Source organism: Pseudomonas sp. TNT2022 ID1044, from assembly GCF_028656895.1.
Lineage (GTDB): Bacteria > Pseudomonadota > Gammaproteobacteria > Pseudomonadales > Pseudomonadaceae > Aquipseudomonas > Aquipseudomonas reinekei.
Window position 1 is genome coordinate 12,011 of record NZ_JAMDHB010000002.1, and the last position, 17,458, is coordinate 29,468.

The 17,458-nt window shown below is 58.2% G+C and carries 12 protein-coding genes and 1 pseudogene; 9 read left to right on the top strand and 4 right to left on the bottom strand.

All coding sequences use genetic code 11. The features are described from left to right. Nucleotides 1-5 precede the first annotated feature (5 nt). Together M5G20_RS04340 and M5G20_RS04345 are read right to left on the bottom strand one after the other, a co-directional pair. A complete protein-coding gene (locus M5G20_RS04340) occupies nt 6-1,979 on the bottom strand; it encodes a MacB family efflux pump subunit (protein ID WP_273918086.1) in 1,974 nt (657 codons plus the stop codon). Continuing rightward, nucleotides 1,980-3,152 (bottom strand): efflux RND transporter periplasmic adaptor subunit, encoded by a 1,173-nt coding sequence (locus M5G20_RS04345; protein WP_273918087.1) that lies wholly within the window; start codon nt 3,150-3,152, stop codon nt 1,980-1,982. Between the two features lie 300 nt (nt 3,153-3,452). Here M5G20_RS04345 and M5G20_RS04350 point away from each other — a divergent pair, with 300 nt between their 5' ends. From M5G20_RS04350 to M5G20_RS04370, 5 genes are all read left to right on the top strand, one after another. Then, nucleotides 3,453-3,935 (top strand): sigma-70 family RNA polymerase sigma factor, encoded by a 483-nt coding sequence (locus M5G20_RS04350; RefSeq protein ID WP_273918088.1) that lies wholly within the window; start codon nt 3,453-3,455, stop codon nt 3,933-3,935. Between the two features lie 149 nt (nt 3,936-4,084). Next, nucleotides 4,085-5,422: a lysine N(6)-hydroxylase/L-ornithine N(5)-oxygenase family protein gene (locus tag M5G20_RS04355; protein WP_273918089.1), complete on the top strand. Its 1,338-nt coding sequence runs from the start codon at nt 4,085-4,087 to the stop codon at nt 5,420-5,422. Between the two features lie 265 nt (nt 5,423-5,687). Continuing rightward, a complete protein-coding gene (locus M5G20_RS04360) occupies nt 5,688-6,101 on the top strand; it encodes a response regulator (protein WP_273918090.1) in 414 nt (137 codons plus the stop codon). Nucleotides 6,102-6,211: 110 nt separating this feature from the next. Beyond that, nucleotides 6,212-6,838: a response regulator transcription factor gene (locus M5G20_RS04365; protein ID WP_273918091.1), complete on the top strand. Its 627-nt coding sequence runs from the start codon at nt 6,212-6,214 to the stop codon at nt 6,836-6,838. After that, entirely contained in the window at nt 6,839-10,084 is a 3,246-nt protein-coding gene (locus M5G20_RS04370; RefSeq protein WP_273918092.1) for a transporter substrate-binding domain-containing protein, read from the top strand. Nucleotides 10,085-10,128: 44 nt separating this feature from the next. Here the strand turns inward: M5G20_RS04370 and M5G20_RS04375 are convergent, their stop codons facing one another. Next, nucleotides 10,129-11,037 (bottom strand): LysR substrate-binding domain-containing protein, encoded by a 909-nt coding sequence (locus M5G20_RS04375; RefSeq protein WP_273918093.1) that lies wholly within the window; start codon nt 11,035-11,037, stop codon nt 10,129-10,131. A 104-nt stretch (nt 11,038-11,141) separates the two neighbouring features. On the opposite strand from M5G20_RS04375, the gene M5G20_RS04380 reads away from it, so the two are divergent. The 4 genes and pseudogenes from M5G20_RS04380 (at nt 11,142) to M5G20_RS04395 (ending at nt 16,938) form a co-directional block, all read left to right on the top strand. Beyond that, complete coding sequence (locus M5G20_RS04380) at nt 11,142-12,008, top strand: pirin family protein (RefSeq protein ID WP_150735379.1); 867 nt, start codon at nt 11,142-11,144, stop codon at nt 12,006-12,008. 79 nt (nt 12,009-12,087) lie between these two features. Beyond that, a pseudogene (locus M5G20_RS04385) lies at nt 12,088-12,495 on the top strand (isochorismatase family protein); the annotation flags it as partial. A gap of 191 nt (nt 12,496-12,686) precedes the next feature. Then, the gene (locus tag M5G20_RS04390; RefSeq protein ID WP_273918094.1) at nt 12,687-14,129 is read left to right on the top strand and encodes a mechanosensitive ion channel family protein; all 1,443 of its coding nucleotides are present in this window, start codon (nt 12,687-12,689) and stop codon (nt 14,127-14,129) included. 199 nt (nt 14,130-14,328) lie between these two features. Then, a complete protein-coding gene (locus tag M5G20_RS04395; RefSeq protein WP_273918095.1) occupies nt 14,329-16,938 on the top strand; it encodes a putative mucin/carbohydrate-binding domain-containing protein in 2,610 nt (869 codons plus the stop codon). A gap of 63 nt (nt 16,939-17,001) precedes the next feature. Here the strand turns inward: M5G20_RS04395 and M5G20_RS04400 are convergent, their stop codons facing one another. Beyond that, nucleotides 17,002-17,454: a FecR family protein gene (locus tag M5G20_RS04400; protein ID WP_273918096.1), complete on the bottom strand. Its 453-nt coding sequence runs from the start codon at nt 17,452-17,454 to the stop codon at nt 17,002-17,004. Between the last annotated feature and the right edge of the window lie 4 nt (nt 17,455-17,458).

A 17,458-nucleotide genomic window follows, 5' to 3' on the forward strand; every position in this document is an offset into this window, starting at 1 on the left:
ATCGATTATTCACTGGTTAGGGCCGTGACCGGGTCGAGTCGGGCAGCTTTGCGGGCCGGCATGAAGCCGAAGACAACACCGGTGACCAGGGCGCAGCCGAAGGCGCCCAGCACCGCTATCAGGGAGAACGCCACGGCGACTTCGCTGAGGATCAGCACGCCGCCGACGATCAACGCCAGGGCGATCCCGGCAATCCCGCCGACCACCGACAGCATCACCGCTTCAGTCAGAAACTGACGCAGGATGTCCCGTTGCCGGGCGCCGGTGGCCATGCGAATGCCGATCTCGCGGGTGCGCTCGCGCACGGTCATGAGCATGATGTTCATCACACCGATGCCGCCCACCAGCAACGAAATCGCCGCGATCGAGCCGAGCATCAGCGACAGGGTATTTTGCGTGCGCGCTTCGGCCTGGATCATCGCCGCGTTGTTGGTCAGCTCGAAATCCTTCTTGCCGTTGTGCAGGCGCAGCATCAGTTGCTCGATGGCGTGTTCCGTCTCCTTGACCTTGCGTGCATCGGCGGCGGCAATGGCGATGTATTCCGGGTTGTACGTGCCGAACAAGCGCACGCTGGCGGCGGAGTAGGGGATGGCGATGCGGTCGTCGCTGTCGGAGTCGCCCGAGCTGGCGCCTTTTTCCGCCAGCACGCCGACCACCTGGAACGGCACGTTCTCGATCAGGATGTATTGGCCGATGGGGTTGGCCACGTCCTTGAGCAGTTTGGTGCGCACCTTATGACCGATCACCGCCACCGCTGCGGCGTTCTGTTCATCGGCCGCGGTGAAGTAACTGCCTTCGACCACCGGCCAGTTGAAGATCGCCGGGAAGTTGGTGTCGTTGCCGCCGACGTAGCTCAAGTGGTCGAGGTTGCCGAAGCGCACCCCGGCCTCCTGACCGTTGACCGGCATGATGCGCATCACTTGCGGCAGGCTCGCCACGGCTTTGACTTCGTCGAGGGTGACGATGCCCAGCGGTGTTCGCGGGTTGGGCGACGAGCCGCTGAGGTAAATGATGTTGGAACCGAATGCGCCCATCTGCGCCATGACCTGGCGCTTGCTGCCTTCGCCAACGGCCAGCATCACCACCACCGAAGCGACGCCGATGATGATCCCGAGCAGGGTCAGCGCGGTGCGGAATTTGTTGATCCACATCACCCGCCAGGCGGCTTGCACGGCGTCGACCAGTTCGCCTTTCCAGGCGCCTGTTGCTTCGGCGCCTTCACTCAGGCGTTTGCGTAGATCGACGGCTTGAAGGGCGCCGGGGTTGGCCGGGTTTTGCGCCGCGGGGTTGTCTTGGGCGCTGTCGCTGATGATCAGGCCGTCGCGAATCTCGATGATGCGCTTGGCCCGGGCCGCCACTTCGCGGTCGTGGGTGATCAGGATGACCACGTGACCCTGGCTCGCCAGTTCGTCGAGCAGCGCCATGACTTCCTTGCCGCTGTGGCTGTCGAGGGCGCCGGTGGGTTCGTCGGCGAGGATGATATGGCCGCCGTTCATCAAGGCGCGGGCAATCGATACCCGTTGCTGTTGCCCACCGGACAGTTGGTGCGGGCGGTTGCCGGTGCGCGTGGCCAGGCCGAGCCGGTCGAGCAGGGCGGCGGCGCGGGCGTGGCGCTCGGCGGCCGGCAAGCCTGCGTAGATCGCCGGCATCTCGACGTTTTCCTGGGCCGAGCCGGAGGGAATCAGATGGTAACCCTGGAACACGAAACCGAACGCTTCGCGGCGCAACCAGGCCAGTTCGTCACTGTCGAGCGCCGCGACGTTTTGCCCGGCGAAGCGGTACTCGCCCGAGGTCGGGCGGTCGAGACAGCCGAGGATATTCATCAGGGTCGACTTGCCGGAGCCGGAAGCACCGACAATCGCCACGAATTCCCCGGCATGGATCGACAGGTCGATGCCGCGCAACACGTGAACTTCAGGGGCGTCGCCACCGCCGTAGGCCTTGCGGATGTCCTGCAGTTCGATCAGGGGCGTTTGCATTCAACCGCCACTCCCGTCGGCCGGGCCGATCAACAGGTGATCGCCTTCCTGCAGGCCGTCGAGGATCTGCACCCGCAACCGGTCGCTGATGCCGGTGCGGACGTTGCGCTGTTCGATGCTGCCGTTCCTGGCCACCACTTGCGCGGTCTGGCGATCGGCCTGTGCGCCGGCTTGCAGCGCGGCGATCGGCGCGGTGAGTACGTTTTGCGCCTGATCGGCGACGAAAAATACCTGGGTGGTCATTTCCGCCATCAACGCGTTGTCGGCGTTATCGACGTCGAGCAGCACGGTGTACAGCACTACGCGCGCGCTGCCGCTTTTGCTGGAACTGGCGGGGCTGCCACCGCCCTGACTGGTTTGATCCAGGGGCTTTGGCGGCACCGGCAAAATCTGCCGCACGGTGCTTTTCCAGCGTCGGGTGCCACCGCTGAGGGTGGTGAACCAGGCCGTCATGCCGGGTTTGACATGGCCGATATCGGCCTCCGAGACTTCGGCCCAGACGGTCATCGGTGACAGTTTGGCGATGCGCAGAATCAACGGGGTTTGCTGCTGGGCGTTGAGGGTCTGGCCTTCGCGGGCGTCGAGGGCGACCACGGTGCCGGACATTGGCGCGTAAATTCGCGTGTAACCGAGTTCGGCCTGATCGCTGCGCAGGCTCGCCTGGGCCTGGCGGATCTGCGCCTGGAACATGTCGATACGCGCCTGGGTGGCGCGCCGTTCGGCCTGGGCAGTCTGCACATCTTCTTCGCGGGTGGCACCGCCGGCCTTGAGGTTCTGCTGGCGCTGGAATTTCTGTCGGGCGAGTTCGTGCAGCGCCCGTTGCTCTTCAAGCTGCGCCTTGAGGTTTTCGATGGCGAAGCGACCCGCGTCGAGTTTGGCCTGTTGTGTGGACGGATCGATTTCCACCAGCAACTGGCCTTCCTTGACCACGTCACCGACTTCCACATGGATCTTGTGGATTTGCCCCGACGCCTGGGCACCGACGTCGACATAACGCCGAGGTTGCAGGGTGCCCAACGCCGTGACACTGCTTTCGATGTCGGCGCGGGTGACCTGCACGGTGGCGAACTGATCGCGCCCGGGCGGAATGATCTGCCAGGCCGCGACGGCGATAACGGGGATCAGGCAGAGTGCGACAAGCAGGGCGCGTCGGGTGTGACGGGGACGTTTCATGCAGGGTTCCGGCCAAAGGATTTCGGCCCGTCATTCAGCGCGGGTGGTTCGGGCAGTGACGGGTAGCTGTCCTGTAAACGATGAGAGAACCGGGGAATTTAGTCCCCGATATATGGCGTAACACATGTAACTCGCGAGCGATCAAGTGACTCAAATGTGCCTATTTGTCGGGCAATACAAAGCAATACTTTAAATCTATATGAGAATTACTATAAATTACGCAGCTCAAATTGCCACTATCGTGCCATTGCCTGTTTTTCCGGTCGATGAGGTGGCTCAAGACCGCCCCGTGCCGGAGTCATGTTGGAAAACTACTATCGAGAGCTGGTGTGTTTCCTGAACGCCAAGCTCGGCAACCGTCAGGTTGCCGAAGATGTGGTGCATGACGCTTATCTGCGGGTCCTGGAGCGCTCCAGCGACACGCCGATCGAGCAGCCACGGGCATTCCTCTATCGGACTGCGCTGAACCTGGTGATCGACGACCATCGACGCAATGCCCTGCGCCAGGTCGAATCGCTGGATGTGCTAGACAACGAAGAGCGCTATTTCACCCCGTCGCCCCTCAGCAGCCTCGATCATGGCCAGCGCCTGGACATGCTCCAGCGCGCCTTGGCGGAGTTGCCAGCGCTGTGCCGCGAGAGCTTTCTGCTGCGCAAGATCGAAGGTTTGTCGCATCCGGAGATCGCCGACCAGCTGGGTATTTCCAAGGCCATGGTCGAGAAACACATCGTTAATGCGATGAAACATTGCCGAGTGCGCATGCTGCAATGGGATGCGCATTGATCTGCGTCCTTTGACGCCTTCTTGTTAAATTTTATTTCACTGTTCTCGTTCCTAATCAACAGACGACCGACTGTCCTGCTCCAGGCCGGTCAGGTCACTTAGGCTCTCCTTGCCCCACCGCCCCGGGGTTCATCCAGAGGACACTGGAAATGACACAGGCAATTGCATCGCCCATCGTTCACGACCTGATTGGCGTCGGTTTCGGCCCTTCGAACCTGGCGCTGGCCATCGCTCTGCAAGAGCGCGGGCCGATCCAGGGCGAGCTGGATGTGCTGTTTCTCGACAAGCAGGCCAACTACAGCTGGCACGGCAACACACTGTCGACCCAGAGCGAGTTGCAGATTTCCTTCCTCAAAGACCTGGTGACCCTGCGCAACCCGACCAGCCCGTATTCGTTCGTCAATTACCTCAAGGCCCACGGGCGTCTGGTGGATTTCATCAACCTGGGCACCTTCTATCCGTGCCGCATGGAGTACAACGACTACCTGCGCTGGGTCGCCGCTCAGTTCGAAAACCAGAGCCGCTACGGCGAAGAAGTGCTGACCATCGAGCCGGTGCTGCACAACCAGCAGGTCGAAGCGCTGCGGGTGATTTCCCGTGATTCGACCGGGCATCAGCATGTGCGTACCGCGCGTTCGGTGGTGGTCAGCGCCGGCGGCACGCCGCGTATTCCCGAAGCGTTCAAGGCGCTCAAAGATGACGGCCGTGTGTTCCACCATTCGCAGTACCTGGCGCAGATGGCCAGGCAGCCGTGCGTGAACAATCAGCCAATGAGCATTGCGATCATCGGCGGCGGGCAGAGTGCGGCGGAAGCGTTCATCGACCTCAACGACAGCTTCCCTTCAGTGCAGGTCGACATGATCCTGCGCGGCTCGGCGCTGAAACCGGCGGACGACAGCCCGTTCGTCAACGAAGTGTTCTCGCCGGAATTCACCGATCTGGTGTTCCAGCAGGAGAGCAGCGAGCGTGAGCGCCTGGTCAACGAGTACCACAACACCAACTACTCGGTGGTCGACATCGATTTGATCGAACGCATCTACGGGATCTTCTACCGGCAGAAAGTCTCGGGTATTGCCCGACACGCGTTCCGCACCCTGACCACGATCGAAAAAGCCACCGCCACCGAGCGCGGCATCGAACTGGCGGTGCGCAACAACGCTACCGGCGAAGTCACGGTTCGCCACTACGACGCGGTGGTGCTGGCCACCGGTTACGAGCGGCAGATGCACCGTAAATTGCTGGCGCCGCTGGAAGAGTACCTGGGTGATTTCGAGGTGGATCGCAACTACAAGCTGATCACCGACGAGCGCTGCACGGCCGGCATTTATATGCAGGGCTTCTGCCAGGCCAGCCATGGCTTGAGCGATACGCTGCTGTCGATCCTGCCGATCCGCGCCGATGAAATTGCCGGGTCGCTGTATGACCACGGCAAACATCGCGGGCACAGTCGTTCGGTGGTGGATTTGTTGTTGGCCACTGCCAGCTAAAGGCGTGGGGCGGCTCTGAGGTTGCCCTCGCCAGCAAGTCCGCTCCTGCACGGGATATCGACACGACAAATATCCCGTGCAGGAGCTGGCCTGGCGAGGGGGCCCTCAACAACGCCGCACATCCTGAGTTCTGACCCCTGCCTGAAGATCCCCGCAACACCCCCTCCATAGAACAAGCGCGTTGGTATTTAGGAAAAATCCTACAGAAAGGGCGGTAGGTCTTCCGTAGTCTTGCGGCCTCATCAATCTGACCCGGGGGGCCACGTTGTCCAACAAGTCCACACGTATCCTGATCGCTGACGAACAACACTTTAATCGGCTGAGAATCGAGCGCTGGCTCAATCAGCTCGGATACTACCGGGTGGCACCGGTGCCAGACCTGGAAGAGATGCTGACTCTGGTGGAGTACGGGAGCGAGCCCTTCGATCTGTTGATCATCAACGCCGCCCTGGGACACGGACAACTCAACTTGCTGGATTTCTGCCTCGATAGCCGCCAGCTCGATCGCGTGATGATTTACGACGGCCAGCGGGCGCAACTGCCTGCGATCCCGGCCAGCGGGCAGCATAAGGTTCAAGTGAGTCATGCCTTGTTGCCGGATCTCCCCTCAATCCAGCGCCTGATGGCGCTCGTGGATCCGCTGCGACCGTCTGTCGGCACTGTCATTTCTGTCAGGTAGTCCGGTCGCGCATTCCATGCAACAGTCTATGCGCAGCTGCTGCGTCCGATTCGGGGTTTGCTCGAGGGCTGACGACGCTCGTTTGCCGTGTTTTTACCCAGGGAGTTGCCATGAAGTCAGTGCTGATTGTGGACGATCATCCGGTGATTCGTGGCGCAGTCAAAATCGTACTCAAGCTGGAGGGGTACAAACTCATCCACGAGGCTTGCAGCGGCAGTGAAGTCTTGCCGATGATCCGTGAGCACAAACCGCAACTGGTGATACTCGATCTGAACTTGCCGTTTCTCGACGGGCTGGATGTGCTGGCACGCATCAAGGCTGGCGAGGTGAATTGTCGCGTGGTGGTCTTCACCTCCCAGGAACCGGTGTTTTACCAGGATCGCTGCATGCGCGCCGGTGCCGCTGCCTACGTCGCCAAGACCAATGACCTCGAGCACTTGCACAAGGCCGTGCACGCGGTGATGGGTGGATACACCTACTTCTCGCAACTCCCAAACAGTTCAGTGTCGATGAGCACGTTGCAGCGCAGCGAAAGACAGATGATCAACAAGCTGTCAGATCGGGAATTGACGATTTTCCAGCACCTGGCCCGCGGTATGAGCAACAAGACCATCGGCGAAATCATGCACCTGAGCCACAAGACCGTCAGCACCTACAAAACCCGTTTGATTGAAAAGCTCAACGTGGATTCGTCTGTGCACCTGAGGGATCTTGCCCGGCGCAATCACTTGATCTGAATGAATACTTTACGGTGTCGGAACTGCCTCAAAAGCCTGCTGTTGCTGGGGCTCGTCCTGTGGGTGAGTGTGGTCGGTGCCGAGCCCCAAACCCTGACACTGCTGGGCCGTTCCTATATGGAAGGGGCGACCGCCGGACTGACGGCAGCCGATTCACGCTGGTTGCAGCAAAAGGGCCGGTTGGTGCTGGCAGTTTCCGCCCCGGACTATCCACCCTTCGACATCACCGCGACAGGTCATGCGCTTGAAGGCGTGACGGCGGACTACGCCGGGCTGCTCAAACAATTGTTGCAGGTGGAGGTCGAGGTTCAGCGTTATGCCTCGCGAGACGAAGCGGTCCGGGCGCTCATGCAAGGCGCCGCCGATATGCTGGGCACAGCCAACAGCTATGAGGCGCAAGATCGGCAGCTACTGATGTCCAGCGCCTATGCGGTAGATCAGCCGGTACTGGTGACCCGCACGGACTCGGCGCAAGCGCTGGACCCGCAGCTGGCCGGCAAGCGCCTGGCGATGTTGTATCACTACCTGCCTGAACACGATGTACAACAGGCTTATCCCCAGGCGCAGGTCGAACTGTTCCCTTCGACTTTGGGGGCCGTGGGGGCGGTGGCTTTCGGTCAGGCCGATGTCTATCTGGGGGATGCGATCAGCGCCCATTACCTGATCAGCAAAAACTACCTGAACAACGTGCAACTGGCGGATTTTTCGCCTTTGGAATCCGGTCGCTTCGCCTTTGCCATCCCCCGCGACAACCCGACATTGCTGCGCATCGTCAACCAGGCACTGTCGGCGATAACGGCCAATGAGCAGATGAACATCCTGCGCCGCTGGGGCGCGAGCGGGGTGTCCATGCCGGGCACGCAATCGCTGCAACTGAGCGCGGCCGAACAACGCTGGCTCGACCGGCACCCGCGCGTCAGTGTGGCCATCAACGAGAATATTCCGCCCATCACGTTCGTCGACAGTGAGGGCAAGTATCGCGGTATCGGTGTTGATGTACTGGCGAAGATCAGTCTGCGCACCGGCTTGCAATTCGACATCCGGCCCATGCAGTCAGTGGCGCAGATGATGACGGCGATCAAACGCGGTGAGGTCGACGTGCTCGCTGGCATAGGCCTCAGTTCCAGGCGTGAAGAGGACTTGATGTTTACGCGGGCGTTTCTGACCAGTCCATCGGTGCTGGTCACACGCGTGGCGCCGGACAGCCCGCGGACGCTGGATGATCTGGCCGGAAAAACCCTGGCGCTGACCCAGGGCAACATTGTCGGCGATTTCATCCGTCAATACTTTCCGCTGATCAGGTGCATCGATGCGCCTTTTACGGCCGATGCCATGGAAATGGTCGCCCAAGGCAAGGCACAAGCCGGCATCAACTCCTTGATCAGCGCCCGTTACCTGATTTCCCGGCAATACCGTGATCGCCTTCAGGTCATCAGCACGGTGGGCACCGACCCTGCGCGCAGCACGCTGGCGACCAGTCGTGATGCCACTCAATTGCATTCGATTCTGGACAAGGCATTGCTGAGTATTCCGCCGGAAGAAATCGACGAACTGATACTCCCCTGGCGCAATGATTTGATGGTGGAACAGAGCTATTGGCTGCGTCATCGCCAGAGCATTTTCCAGGCGTTCGCGGTCGCTGGCGCCTTGCTTTTGCTCGCGGTGGCGTGGATCGCCTGGCAGCGTCGGCAGATCCGTCAGCGTCAGCAATTGTTGGCCCAATTGCAGGACGCCAAGGACGCCGCCGATGAGGCCAACCGGGCCAAGACCACGTTCCTGGCGACCATGAGCCATGAAATCCGCACGCCCATGAATGCCTTGCTGGGCATGCTGGAGCTGGCGTTGAAGCGGGCAGACGAAGGCGTCACCGACCGCGCGGCCATCGAGGTGGCGTCGGATGCCGGGCAACAACTGCTGGGGTTGATCGGAGACATTCTGGACATCGCGCGCATTGAGTCCGGGCATTTGTCGCTGACACCGGAGCGGGCCAATTTGCGGGAGCTGGTGGTCACGGTGTGTCGGGTGTTTGAAGGCCTGGCGCAGCAAAAGAACTTGCGCTGGCGGGTCGAACTCGACGAACACAGCGACCGCGATGTGCTGATTGACCCCACGCGTTTCAAGCAAGTGTTGTCCAACCTGCTGAGCAATGCGATCAAGTTCACGCCGGTGGGCGAGGTCAGCCTGAGGCTGCAAGTGGACTCGACATCGTCTCAACGCCTGGCGGTCAGCCTGCGTATAGAAGACAGCGGGATCGGGATCAGCAGAGTGGACCAGCAACGGTTGTTCAGCCCGTTCGCGCAGGCCGGCAACAGTCAGCAGTCAGGTCGCCAGGGCTCCGGTCTTGGGTTGGTGATCAGCCGTACATTGTGCGAAATGATGGGTGGGCAATTGCAACTCGACAGCGTTCTCGGGCGCGGTACGCGAGTGGACATCAGCCTTGAGCTGCCCCCATTGCAACCGTTGCCCGCCATTGCAGTGCACAAGCATGACGATCAGTCACCTGGCCGGGCGTTGTTGATTCTGGTGGTCGACGATTACCCGGCCAATCGCTTGCTGCTCTCGCGGCAGTTGAGCTATCTGGGGCATCAGGTGCTGGAGGCAGAAGATGGCCAGCAAGGTTTTAAACTGTGGCTTGAGCACGAACTGGACCTCGTCATCACCGATTGCAACATGCCGGTTGCCAGCGGTTATGAACTGGCGGGTGCGATCCGCGATGAAGAACGCTTCCAGGGCGGACCGCCAGCCTTGATTCTGGGGTTTACCGCCAATGCACAGCCGGAGGAAAAGCTTCGTTGTATCGAGGCGGGTATGGACGACTGTCTGTTCAAGCCAATCCGGTTGGCTGACCTGAGCAGATGGTTGGCTGAACGGTTTGGACACCCAGCGGCCAGCGCGGTGGAACAACTTACGAGTAGCGAGTTCGACGTGAGCGGGTTGGCGAGCTATGTCGGAGCGGACAACGAACTGATCGCCGAGCTGCTGCGCGACGTGGTGGCGACCAACCGTGATGACCGCGCGCGCTTGCTGCAGGCACACGTCACTCACAACTATCCTGTCCTGAAAGACCTCGCGCACCGCATCAAGGGCGGTGCGCAGATGGTCCGCGCGCAGGCGTTGGTGGCGTGTTGTGAACAACTGGAGGGTGCTTGCGCCGAGGGCCGCGCATCGTTGATCGACGTTGCCGTCGATCAGTTGCAACAGGCCATGACGCGGCTGGACCAGAGCCTCGAGGGGCGGCGCGATTGATCCCGATTCGGTGCGATGCCCCCTGACCCCGCGTGTCTCCTGCCTCAGGCGATGTCGCTGCGGCTGAATTCCTCTCCAAGAAAATCAATCAGTGTGCGTACCGACGGCAGCAGTCCCCGACGCGAAGGGAAAATTGCATGGATGACACCGCTTTTCGGTGCCCAACCCGGTACCAGTTCAACTAGCTGGCCGGCGGCGATTTCATCCCGCACCACCACACTGGGCAGGTGCACGATGCCGATGCCAGCGACCGCCGCGTGGCGCAGGGCCAACAGATCATCGGTGACCATCCTCGGGGCGTGCCGGATCATTGCGCTGTTGCCATCGGCGCCAAACAGTTCCCACTGATATTCACGTTGCGCCGCGCCCCAGTGCAGGCTCGGCAAGCCGCTGAGATCGGCCGGTGACGGCGGGGTCGACAGGCGCTCGGCGAACGCCGGACTGCCGACCACGCTCTGGGTACTGTTGCCCAGTACCTTCATCACCATGTCGGTGTTTTCCAGCGGCGGAAAACGCACCCTCAGGGCGATATCAAAACCTTCGTGGATCAGGTCGACCCGGCGGTTGGTGCTCTCGATGAACAACTCGACCAACGGGTACTTGAGCAGATAGCGGGTGAGCATCGGCCCGACCCACGAGTTGAGCAGCGCCGTAGGGCAACTGACGCGCACCAGTCCCTGGGGCTCGGAACGGTTGCGCTCGATCAGTTCGGCGGCGCTTTCCGCTTCGACGCGCATGGCCAGGCAGCGCTGGTAATAGGCCTGGCCGATTTCGGTCAACGAACAATGGCGGCTGGTGCGGTGCAGCAGGCGCACGCCAAGGCGCTCTTCGAGCTCGGCGATGCGGCGGCTGAGCTTGGACTTGGGCATGTCCAATGCCCGTCCGGCCGCTGCGAAACCGTGGTGCTCCACCACTTGGGTGAAGTAGTAGAGGGTGTTGAGGTCTTCCATCATCGTTCTCCAGATGGAACGCTAAGACTGATTTTTGCAGTCTAGCGCAGCAAAGGTCACGGATTTAAGCTTTGTCCATGGCTTCACTCACCTCATCAGGAGACACCATGAAAAACATCATCGGTATCTACACCAGCCCACGGGCCCATTGGGTCGGCGACGGTTTTCCGGTCCGCACGCTGTTTTCCTACGACAACCTGGGCAAACACATCAGCCCGTTTCTGTTGCTCGATCACGCCGGTCCCGCTGAATTCACCCCGACCACCGAGCGGCGTGGCGTTGGTCAGCATCCGCATCGCGGTTTCGAAACCGTGACTATCGTTTACAAAGGTGAGGTGGAACACCGCGACTCCACCGGCAGCGGCGGCAAGATCGGCCCCGGCGACGTGCAATGGATGACCGCCGCTTCCGGGATCCTGCATGAAGAGTTCCACTCCAGTGATTTCGCCAAAACCGGCGGCTCCCTCGAGATGGTGCAATTGTGGGTCAACCTGCCAGCCAAAGACAAAATGGCCGCGCCCGGTTACCAGACCATCCTTGATGGCGATATCCCGAGCATCGCCCTGAAGGACAACGCCGGCAGCCTGCGTTTGATCGCCGGGGAGTTTGACGGCCACACCGGTCCGTCGCGCACCTTCACCCCCATCGACGTCTGGGACCTGCGCCTCAACGGTGGCAAGTTGTTGACCCTGGACTTGCACGAAGGTCGCAACACGGCATTGGTGGTGCTGCGCGGCACCGTTCAGGTCAATGGACTGGAGCTGGTGCGTGAAGGGCAACTGGCGCTGTTCGAACGCAATGGCGATCAGTTGAGCCTTGAGGCCAATAGCGACGCGGTGGTGCTGTTGCTCAGTGGTGAGCCAATCGACGAACCCATCGTTGGTCACGGCCCGTTCGTGATGAACACCGAGCAGGAAATCCACCAGGCGTTCGCCGACTTCCAGTCCGGCCGCTTCGGCCAGATGCACGGTTAATCCGCAGCACTTCTACAACCCGACTCTACCCAGGATGAGTAGGCCGGTTTTCAGGCCAGGGATGGCTGTTGTCCAATAGAAGGCGCAGTTTCCGGACGCGCCGTACATCGCCCGTCCAGGCCAGATCAACGCCTGGGACAACGAGGATTTCGTCAAGGCGATCAAGGCCACCGGCAAGAAACAACTGATCATTGCCGGCGTGGTGACTGAAGTCTGCGTGGCGTTCCCGGCACTGTCGGCCCTGGCCGAAGGTTTTGATGTGTTCGTGGTCACCGACGCATCCGGCACCTTCAATGAACTGACCCGCGAGTCGGCGTGGAATCGCATGTCCGCCGCGGGTGCACAATTGATGACCTGGTTCGGTCTGGCCTGCGAACTGCACCGCGACTGGCGCAATGATGTGGAAGGGTTGGGCACGCTGTTCTCCAACCACATCCCGGATTACCGCAACTTGATGACCAGCTACAGCACGCTGACCAGCAAGTAACACCGATCAAAAGTGGGAGCGAGCCTGCTCGCGATGGCGGCCGGACAGTCACTGCAAAGGTGTCTGTTCTGTCGTCATTGCGAGCAGACTCGCTCCCGCCGTGTTTTGTGTTGCTCTGACGACATCAATTGCTCCTACACTGTGGCCAATGTGTGAGATCGTTCGTTCATTGTCCTCTCTGGAGTTGCTTGATGCTGTCGTTGATCGCCGAACACCCGCTGATCTGCGCCTTGGCCCTGATCCTGATCGACTTGGTCATGTGGCGTTTGATCGACGCCAACCACTACAGCTGGAAACTGATGCTGCGGGTGGTGATTTTTTCGCTGTACAGCGTACTGCTGTTCAACGAAGGCCTGAACCCGATGGTGCCGGCGCCGTGGGTGGACAACGTACCGCTGCACCTGGCGGCCACCGGTTTGCAGATCGCCTGGTGGTTGTTTGCCGCGCGCACGCTGACGGTGCTGATCGGCGCGGTGATGATGCAGCGGGTCGGGCACACCGGGCGCTTGCTCCAGGACCTGCTCGGTGCGCTGATTTTCCTGATCGCGGTGATTGCCGCGCTGGCCTACGTCCTCGACCTGCCCGTCAAAGGCGTGCTGGCCACATCAGGCGCCTTGGCGATCATTGTCGGCCTGGCCTTGCAAAGCACCCTCAGCGACGTGTTTTCCGGGATCGTGCTCAACACCACCAAACCCTACCAACTGGATGACTGGATCGCCATCGACGGCACCGAAGGCCGGGTGATCGATATCGATTGGCGCGCCACGCGACTGCAGACGTCCCAGGGCAGCATGATCGTGATTCCCAACTCGCTGGCGGCCAAGGCCAAAATCACCAATTTCAGTCGGCCCAGCGACATGTTCGGCGTTTCCATCAGTCTGCAGATCAGCCCCCATATTCGTCCGCAAATCGTAATAGACGCCCTTGAGCGGGCCATGCAAGGCTGCCGCATTCTGTTGAGTGCGCCCGGGCCGAAAGTGGCGCTCAAAAGCTCCAGCGCTGCTGGCGCGGACTATGAAATCAGCGGCTTCGTCGCCTCGATGAGCGAGAAGCGCACGGTGCGTAATCAGCTGTTCGACCTGGCGTATCGGCACTTGCAGGCGTCGGGGATCAATTTGCTGTCGAGCGTTGAGCCCAATCTGGGAAGCGATTCTCCACGGCCACGGGCGTTGCTCGACAGTTCGCCGATTTTCTCCACCTTGCGCGAGGAAGAGAAAGAAACCTTCAGCCAGAACATGGCCCTGCAAACCTTCCGCGCCGGCGAAACCATCCTGGCGGCGGGGGAGGTCAGTGATCATTTGTTCATCATCGAATCCGGCGTGGTGTCGGTGACGTTGAACGTCCACGGCACGCTCATCGAGACCGGGCGCATGGGACCTGGGGAAGTGATCGGCGAGGCGGGCATCCTCACCGACAGTTCGTCGGCCGCCGAATTTGCCGCAAAAACCTTTTGTGCGCTTTACCGCATTGAAAAGGACTACCTCAAACCGTGCCTGGCTGCCCGTCAGGACATCAACGATGCGATGAAAACCCTGCTGGATTTCCGCTTGCACAAAGTGCAGTCGCTGATTCAGGAAGAACCGGTGGTGGTGCGCAAGAAAGGGTTTTTGCAGTGGTTGCTCAAGCGGGCGTGAGAAAACACGACCAATAACTTCCTGGATTGCGAACAAGCACATCTCGGTGAAGTGGCAGGTATTGCCCATATAGCGGCGTGTGCATTTTGTTATAAGAAATTTAAATTTTTAATCTAAAAACTGTCATTTCTGTCAGTAGGCGGAGCTACTGGTCGTGCGTAGATTTCCCCAGATATGTTTTTCTAATGGGGTAATTGCTATGTTTGACCAAAGTGCTTTCTCAGTTACATCGCAATACTACAGTCTTGAACGTCCTGACTGGCTGATTAATGCGGGTCTGGATAAGGGGCGTCGCCACGATCGAAAAACGTTGAATATTATAATGGCGCCCGGGGCGACGATTCGGTTTCGTCAGAAAACCCCGGGCGACGGCCCTGGTCATGTGTTGATGTTGCTCAATAATGACAACGGAACTGAACTGCAAGCAGCAATAAACGATCAGTGGCGCGAGTTGGTTTCAAGCGTACCGTCGGTCCCCTTTGTGAGTACACGTTATACCGATGTTGCGGGTGATATGACTGAGGTGGAAATTGAAGTAAAAGGGGGATGGAAGTTTCTTCCCATATATACGCAGGGGATGCAGGATTCCGAGTTTATTGCGATTTGGGATACGTTAGACGCTGAATATGCATTGTTTAATTGCAAGTATGCGAATATTTTGATTCCGAAGTTCGATAAGGAGGTTGTAAGGGCTTTGCAAGTCAAGCGTGGCTTGCAGAGCTTGACTGATTACTATGAAAGCGTGTTTGAATATTTTAATGAGTTGGTAGGTATTTTCTTCGAGTCGGCAGTGCCTGAGAATAAAAATATCCCCAATCGCTATTTTATGAAAGCCGATAAAGTAGGCCCGGGAGCCGCTTATTATGGTGAAAGTTGGACCGCAGAGTCCTCGAGGTCCGTAGCGGGTTTCTGGCTTGATCCTGAGCCTACAAATTGGGGATGTCTACATGAAGTAACGCATGGCTACCAAGGCAAATTTTTCGCGCATAGTTCAGTACCGATGGGTGAGATCTGGAACAATGTTCTGTCTCATTTATATCAAGAAAAAACTATGGGAGAAAATGTTTATCGCGAGGGGTGGCTGTTTGCCCTTGGTCTGGTTAATGAGGAAGAAGTCTACGAGGATGCCAAGCGCGTATTCGCTCAAGGACTTGATCTTGGTTCGGTTGAAAATTCCGGGCGTTTAATAGTGTTTTTTTATCTTCTAATCGTTTGGAAAGTTGGCGAGCATGGTGTTGCAGAGTTTTATAAGCGCTATCGTAAACTCAGCAATACAGCAGGTTTTGAATCTAGAGACTACCCGACTATGGACGTGCTGAGTAGTGTGGTGGTCGACGTCGGAAACTCCGATATCTCTCACTTTATGGATTACGTTAAGGCTCCCCTTTCCAGGCGACAATTTGCAGAGAATGCATACAGTGGATCTGAACCAGTTTACCCGCTCTATTTGATCGCCCCAGAGGAAGTGAAGTCACTGCAGGAATTGCTTGCAGTCAGGAGTCCGTTGCATTTGGTCAGTACAAGGCAATTATTGGTTTCTGGAATGAAAGGGGGAGTGATTTTTAAGTTTAGTCCAGATATTTTTGATAAGGTTTTCGGTAAGTATTTTGTTCTAAGTTCGGGGAGTGATGTTGCTCGGATGGTAAGAATTGGTGCGAGAGAGATTTTTCTCCAGGATTTACCAATCGGTATTTACAGGTTGCATCTACCATTTGTCGAGGAAGGAAAATATCAACCAGCACTTTCCTATGTGGTGGTCTCGCAGGGCAGGAAATACGTAGAATGTACTTATGTTGAAACGCTTGGGAGCGAGCTCGTTGATCAGAGTTTATATTTTAGGGGGTTGAGTAACGTTTTCTGTACTGTTCAAGTAAATGTATCCGTGGGTCGACTGATAATTGACGTTGTCAGCAAGCAGCCACATGCTTATTTTTCTGGTGTGGTCTATGCTTCACTGACTATTAAAAATGCGCAGGGTAACGTGGTTTTCGATTTACAGATGAAAGGTGATGATACCGAGTTACTACATCGTGAACTGGCGATTTCTCCGGGTTTTTCTATCGAAATAATGCACAGGGAAATGGGGGTTGATGTTTCAAATAGTTTGGCCTCGGCGGTGTTTGATGTTAGCGCTATGAATAATATTCTCAGGGTTACTGAGCGGGGGCTGGTCAATGCTGCTATAGCTACCGATGCTGGTGAGAACCTGAAAGTTGAAATTGCGCGCCTTGCCGCAAAGTTTGAGCGTTCTCCTCATTTTGTTCTTCATGATAGTTTTCCATTGAAGGAAGATTTGAAGAGGGCGATCAATATCTTTGCTGAACCTGTACGAGGGGAGCTATTTGAACGCTATAAGAAAGTTGAGTTTTCTCGTCCGGCCGTTAACGATGGTGTCGGTGGTTCGAGAGTTACCTGGATGCTAAAGGGTATTTCAGATCAATTGATCGGTTACGTGAAATTTGATTTTAATGATCGCACAGTTAAATTCGAAGTTTTTCAGGTCATCCCTCACTCATATTTTGCATCGGTATATTTGTCTGTCGTATTGACCTCGGCCAGTGGTGAAATTCGCTATCTGCGAGAGCTTCGTGGCGATGTTCTGGCGGAGTTGGAGTCGATACTGTTGCCGTTGAATGTTGGCGATACCGTCAGTGTCATGCACAGGGAGCCTTCGCGCAGTGTTATGGAAGTGGACGCCAACGGTCGATGGCTTCAAACGGGACTTGTACAGCATGCGACCCACAATGAACCACGCAGGTTGAGCCTGGCCAGCTATTGGCCGGCGGCTGCGGCAGATCCGGAGTCCTGATTCAGAGGGTGCGATTTCCCCTGACGTTGTGATCTTGGGCCGAGAATCGATGGGAACAAGACTTCAGATTCTCGGCTCAACCGACAACCAATACTGTGTCATACGGCTGATGTGCAGCGGCAGGGTATCGCTGAGCAGGCGCAAGCTGGCGTCTGGATTACGCAGGGAAAACGCCCCTGAAATCCGCAATCCCGTGATATCCGGATGGTAGCGCAACACGCCCGGCCGGTAGCGGTTCAGTTCGCCGAGCAGTTCATCCAGGCGCATGTTGTTGGCCAGCAGCATGCCTTTGTCCCAGGACAGAGTTTCGACGTCAAAACGCTGTGTGGCGTCCAGACGGTTGAGCCTGAATCTCTGACGCTCGCCGGCATTGAGGGTGGCGCTTTGGTGCAGCAATTGCGGCGTGACCACCACTTGCCCTTCGAAAACGGACGCCTGGCTGGTGGATTTGTTGGTGCGCACGCAAAACCGAGTGCCCAGCGCACGGGCCGTCCCTTGCGGGGTTTCAACGATCAAGGGC

What these genes read in the sequence shown, in the direction of transcription:
- M5G20_RS04340 (WP_273918086.1), bottom strand. Translation starts at nt 1,979, where the DNA reads ATGCAAACGCCCCTGATCGAACTGCAGGACATCCGCAAGGCCTACGGC.
- M5G20_RS04345 (WP_273918087.1), bottom strand. Translation starts at nt 3,152, where the DNA reads ATGAAACGTCCCCGTCACACCCGACGCGCCCTGCTTGTCGCACTCTGC.
- M5G20_RS04350 (WP_273918088.1), top strand. Translation starts at nt 3,453, where the DNA reads ATGTTGGAAAACTACTATCGAGAGCTGGTGTGTTTCCTGAACGCCAAG.
- M5G20_RS04355 (WP_273918089.1), top strand. Translation starts at nt 4,085, where the DNA reads ATGACACAGGCAATTGCATCGCCCATCGTTCACGACCTGATTGGCGTC.
- M5G20_RS04365 (WP_273918091.1), top strand. Translation starts at nt 6,212, where the DNA reads ATGAAGTCAGTGCTGATTGTGGACGATCATCCGGTGATTCGTGGCGCA.
- M5G20_RS04370 (WP_273918092.1), top strand. Translation starts at nt 6,839, where the DNA reads ATGAATACTTTACGGTGTCGGAACTGCCTCAAAAGCCTGCTGTTGCTG.
- M5G20_RS04375 (WP_273918093.1), bottom strand. Translation starts at nt 11,037, where the DNA reads ATGATGGAAGACCTCAACACCCTCTACTACTTCACCCAAGTGGTGGAG.
- M5G20_RS04380 (WP_150735379.1), top strand. Translation starts at nt 11,142, where the DNA reads ATGAAAAACATCATCGGTATCTACACCAGCCCACGGGCCCATTGGGTC.
- M5G20_RS04390 (WP_273918094.1), top strand. Translation starts at nt 12,687, where the DNA reads ATGCTGTCGTTGATCGCCGAACACCCGCTGATCTGCGCCTTGGCCCTG.
- M5G20_RS04395 (WP_273918095.1), top strand. Translation starts at nt 14,329, where the DNA reads ATGTTTGACCAAAGTGCTTTCTCAGTTACATCGCAATACTACAGTCTT.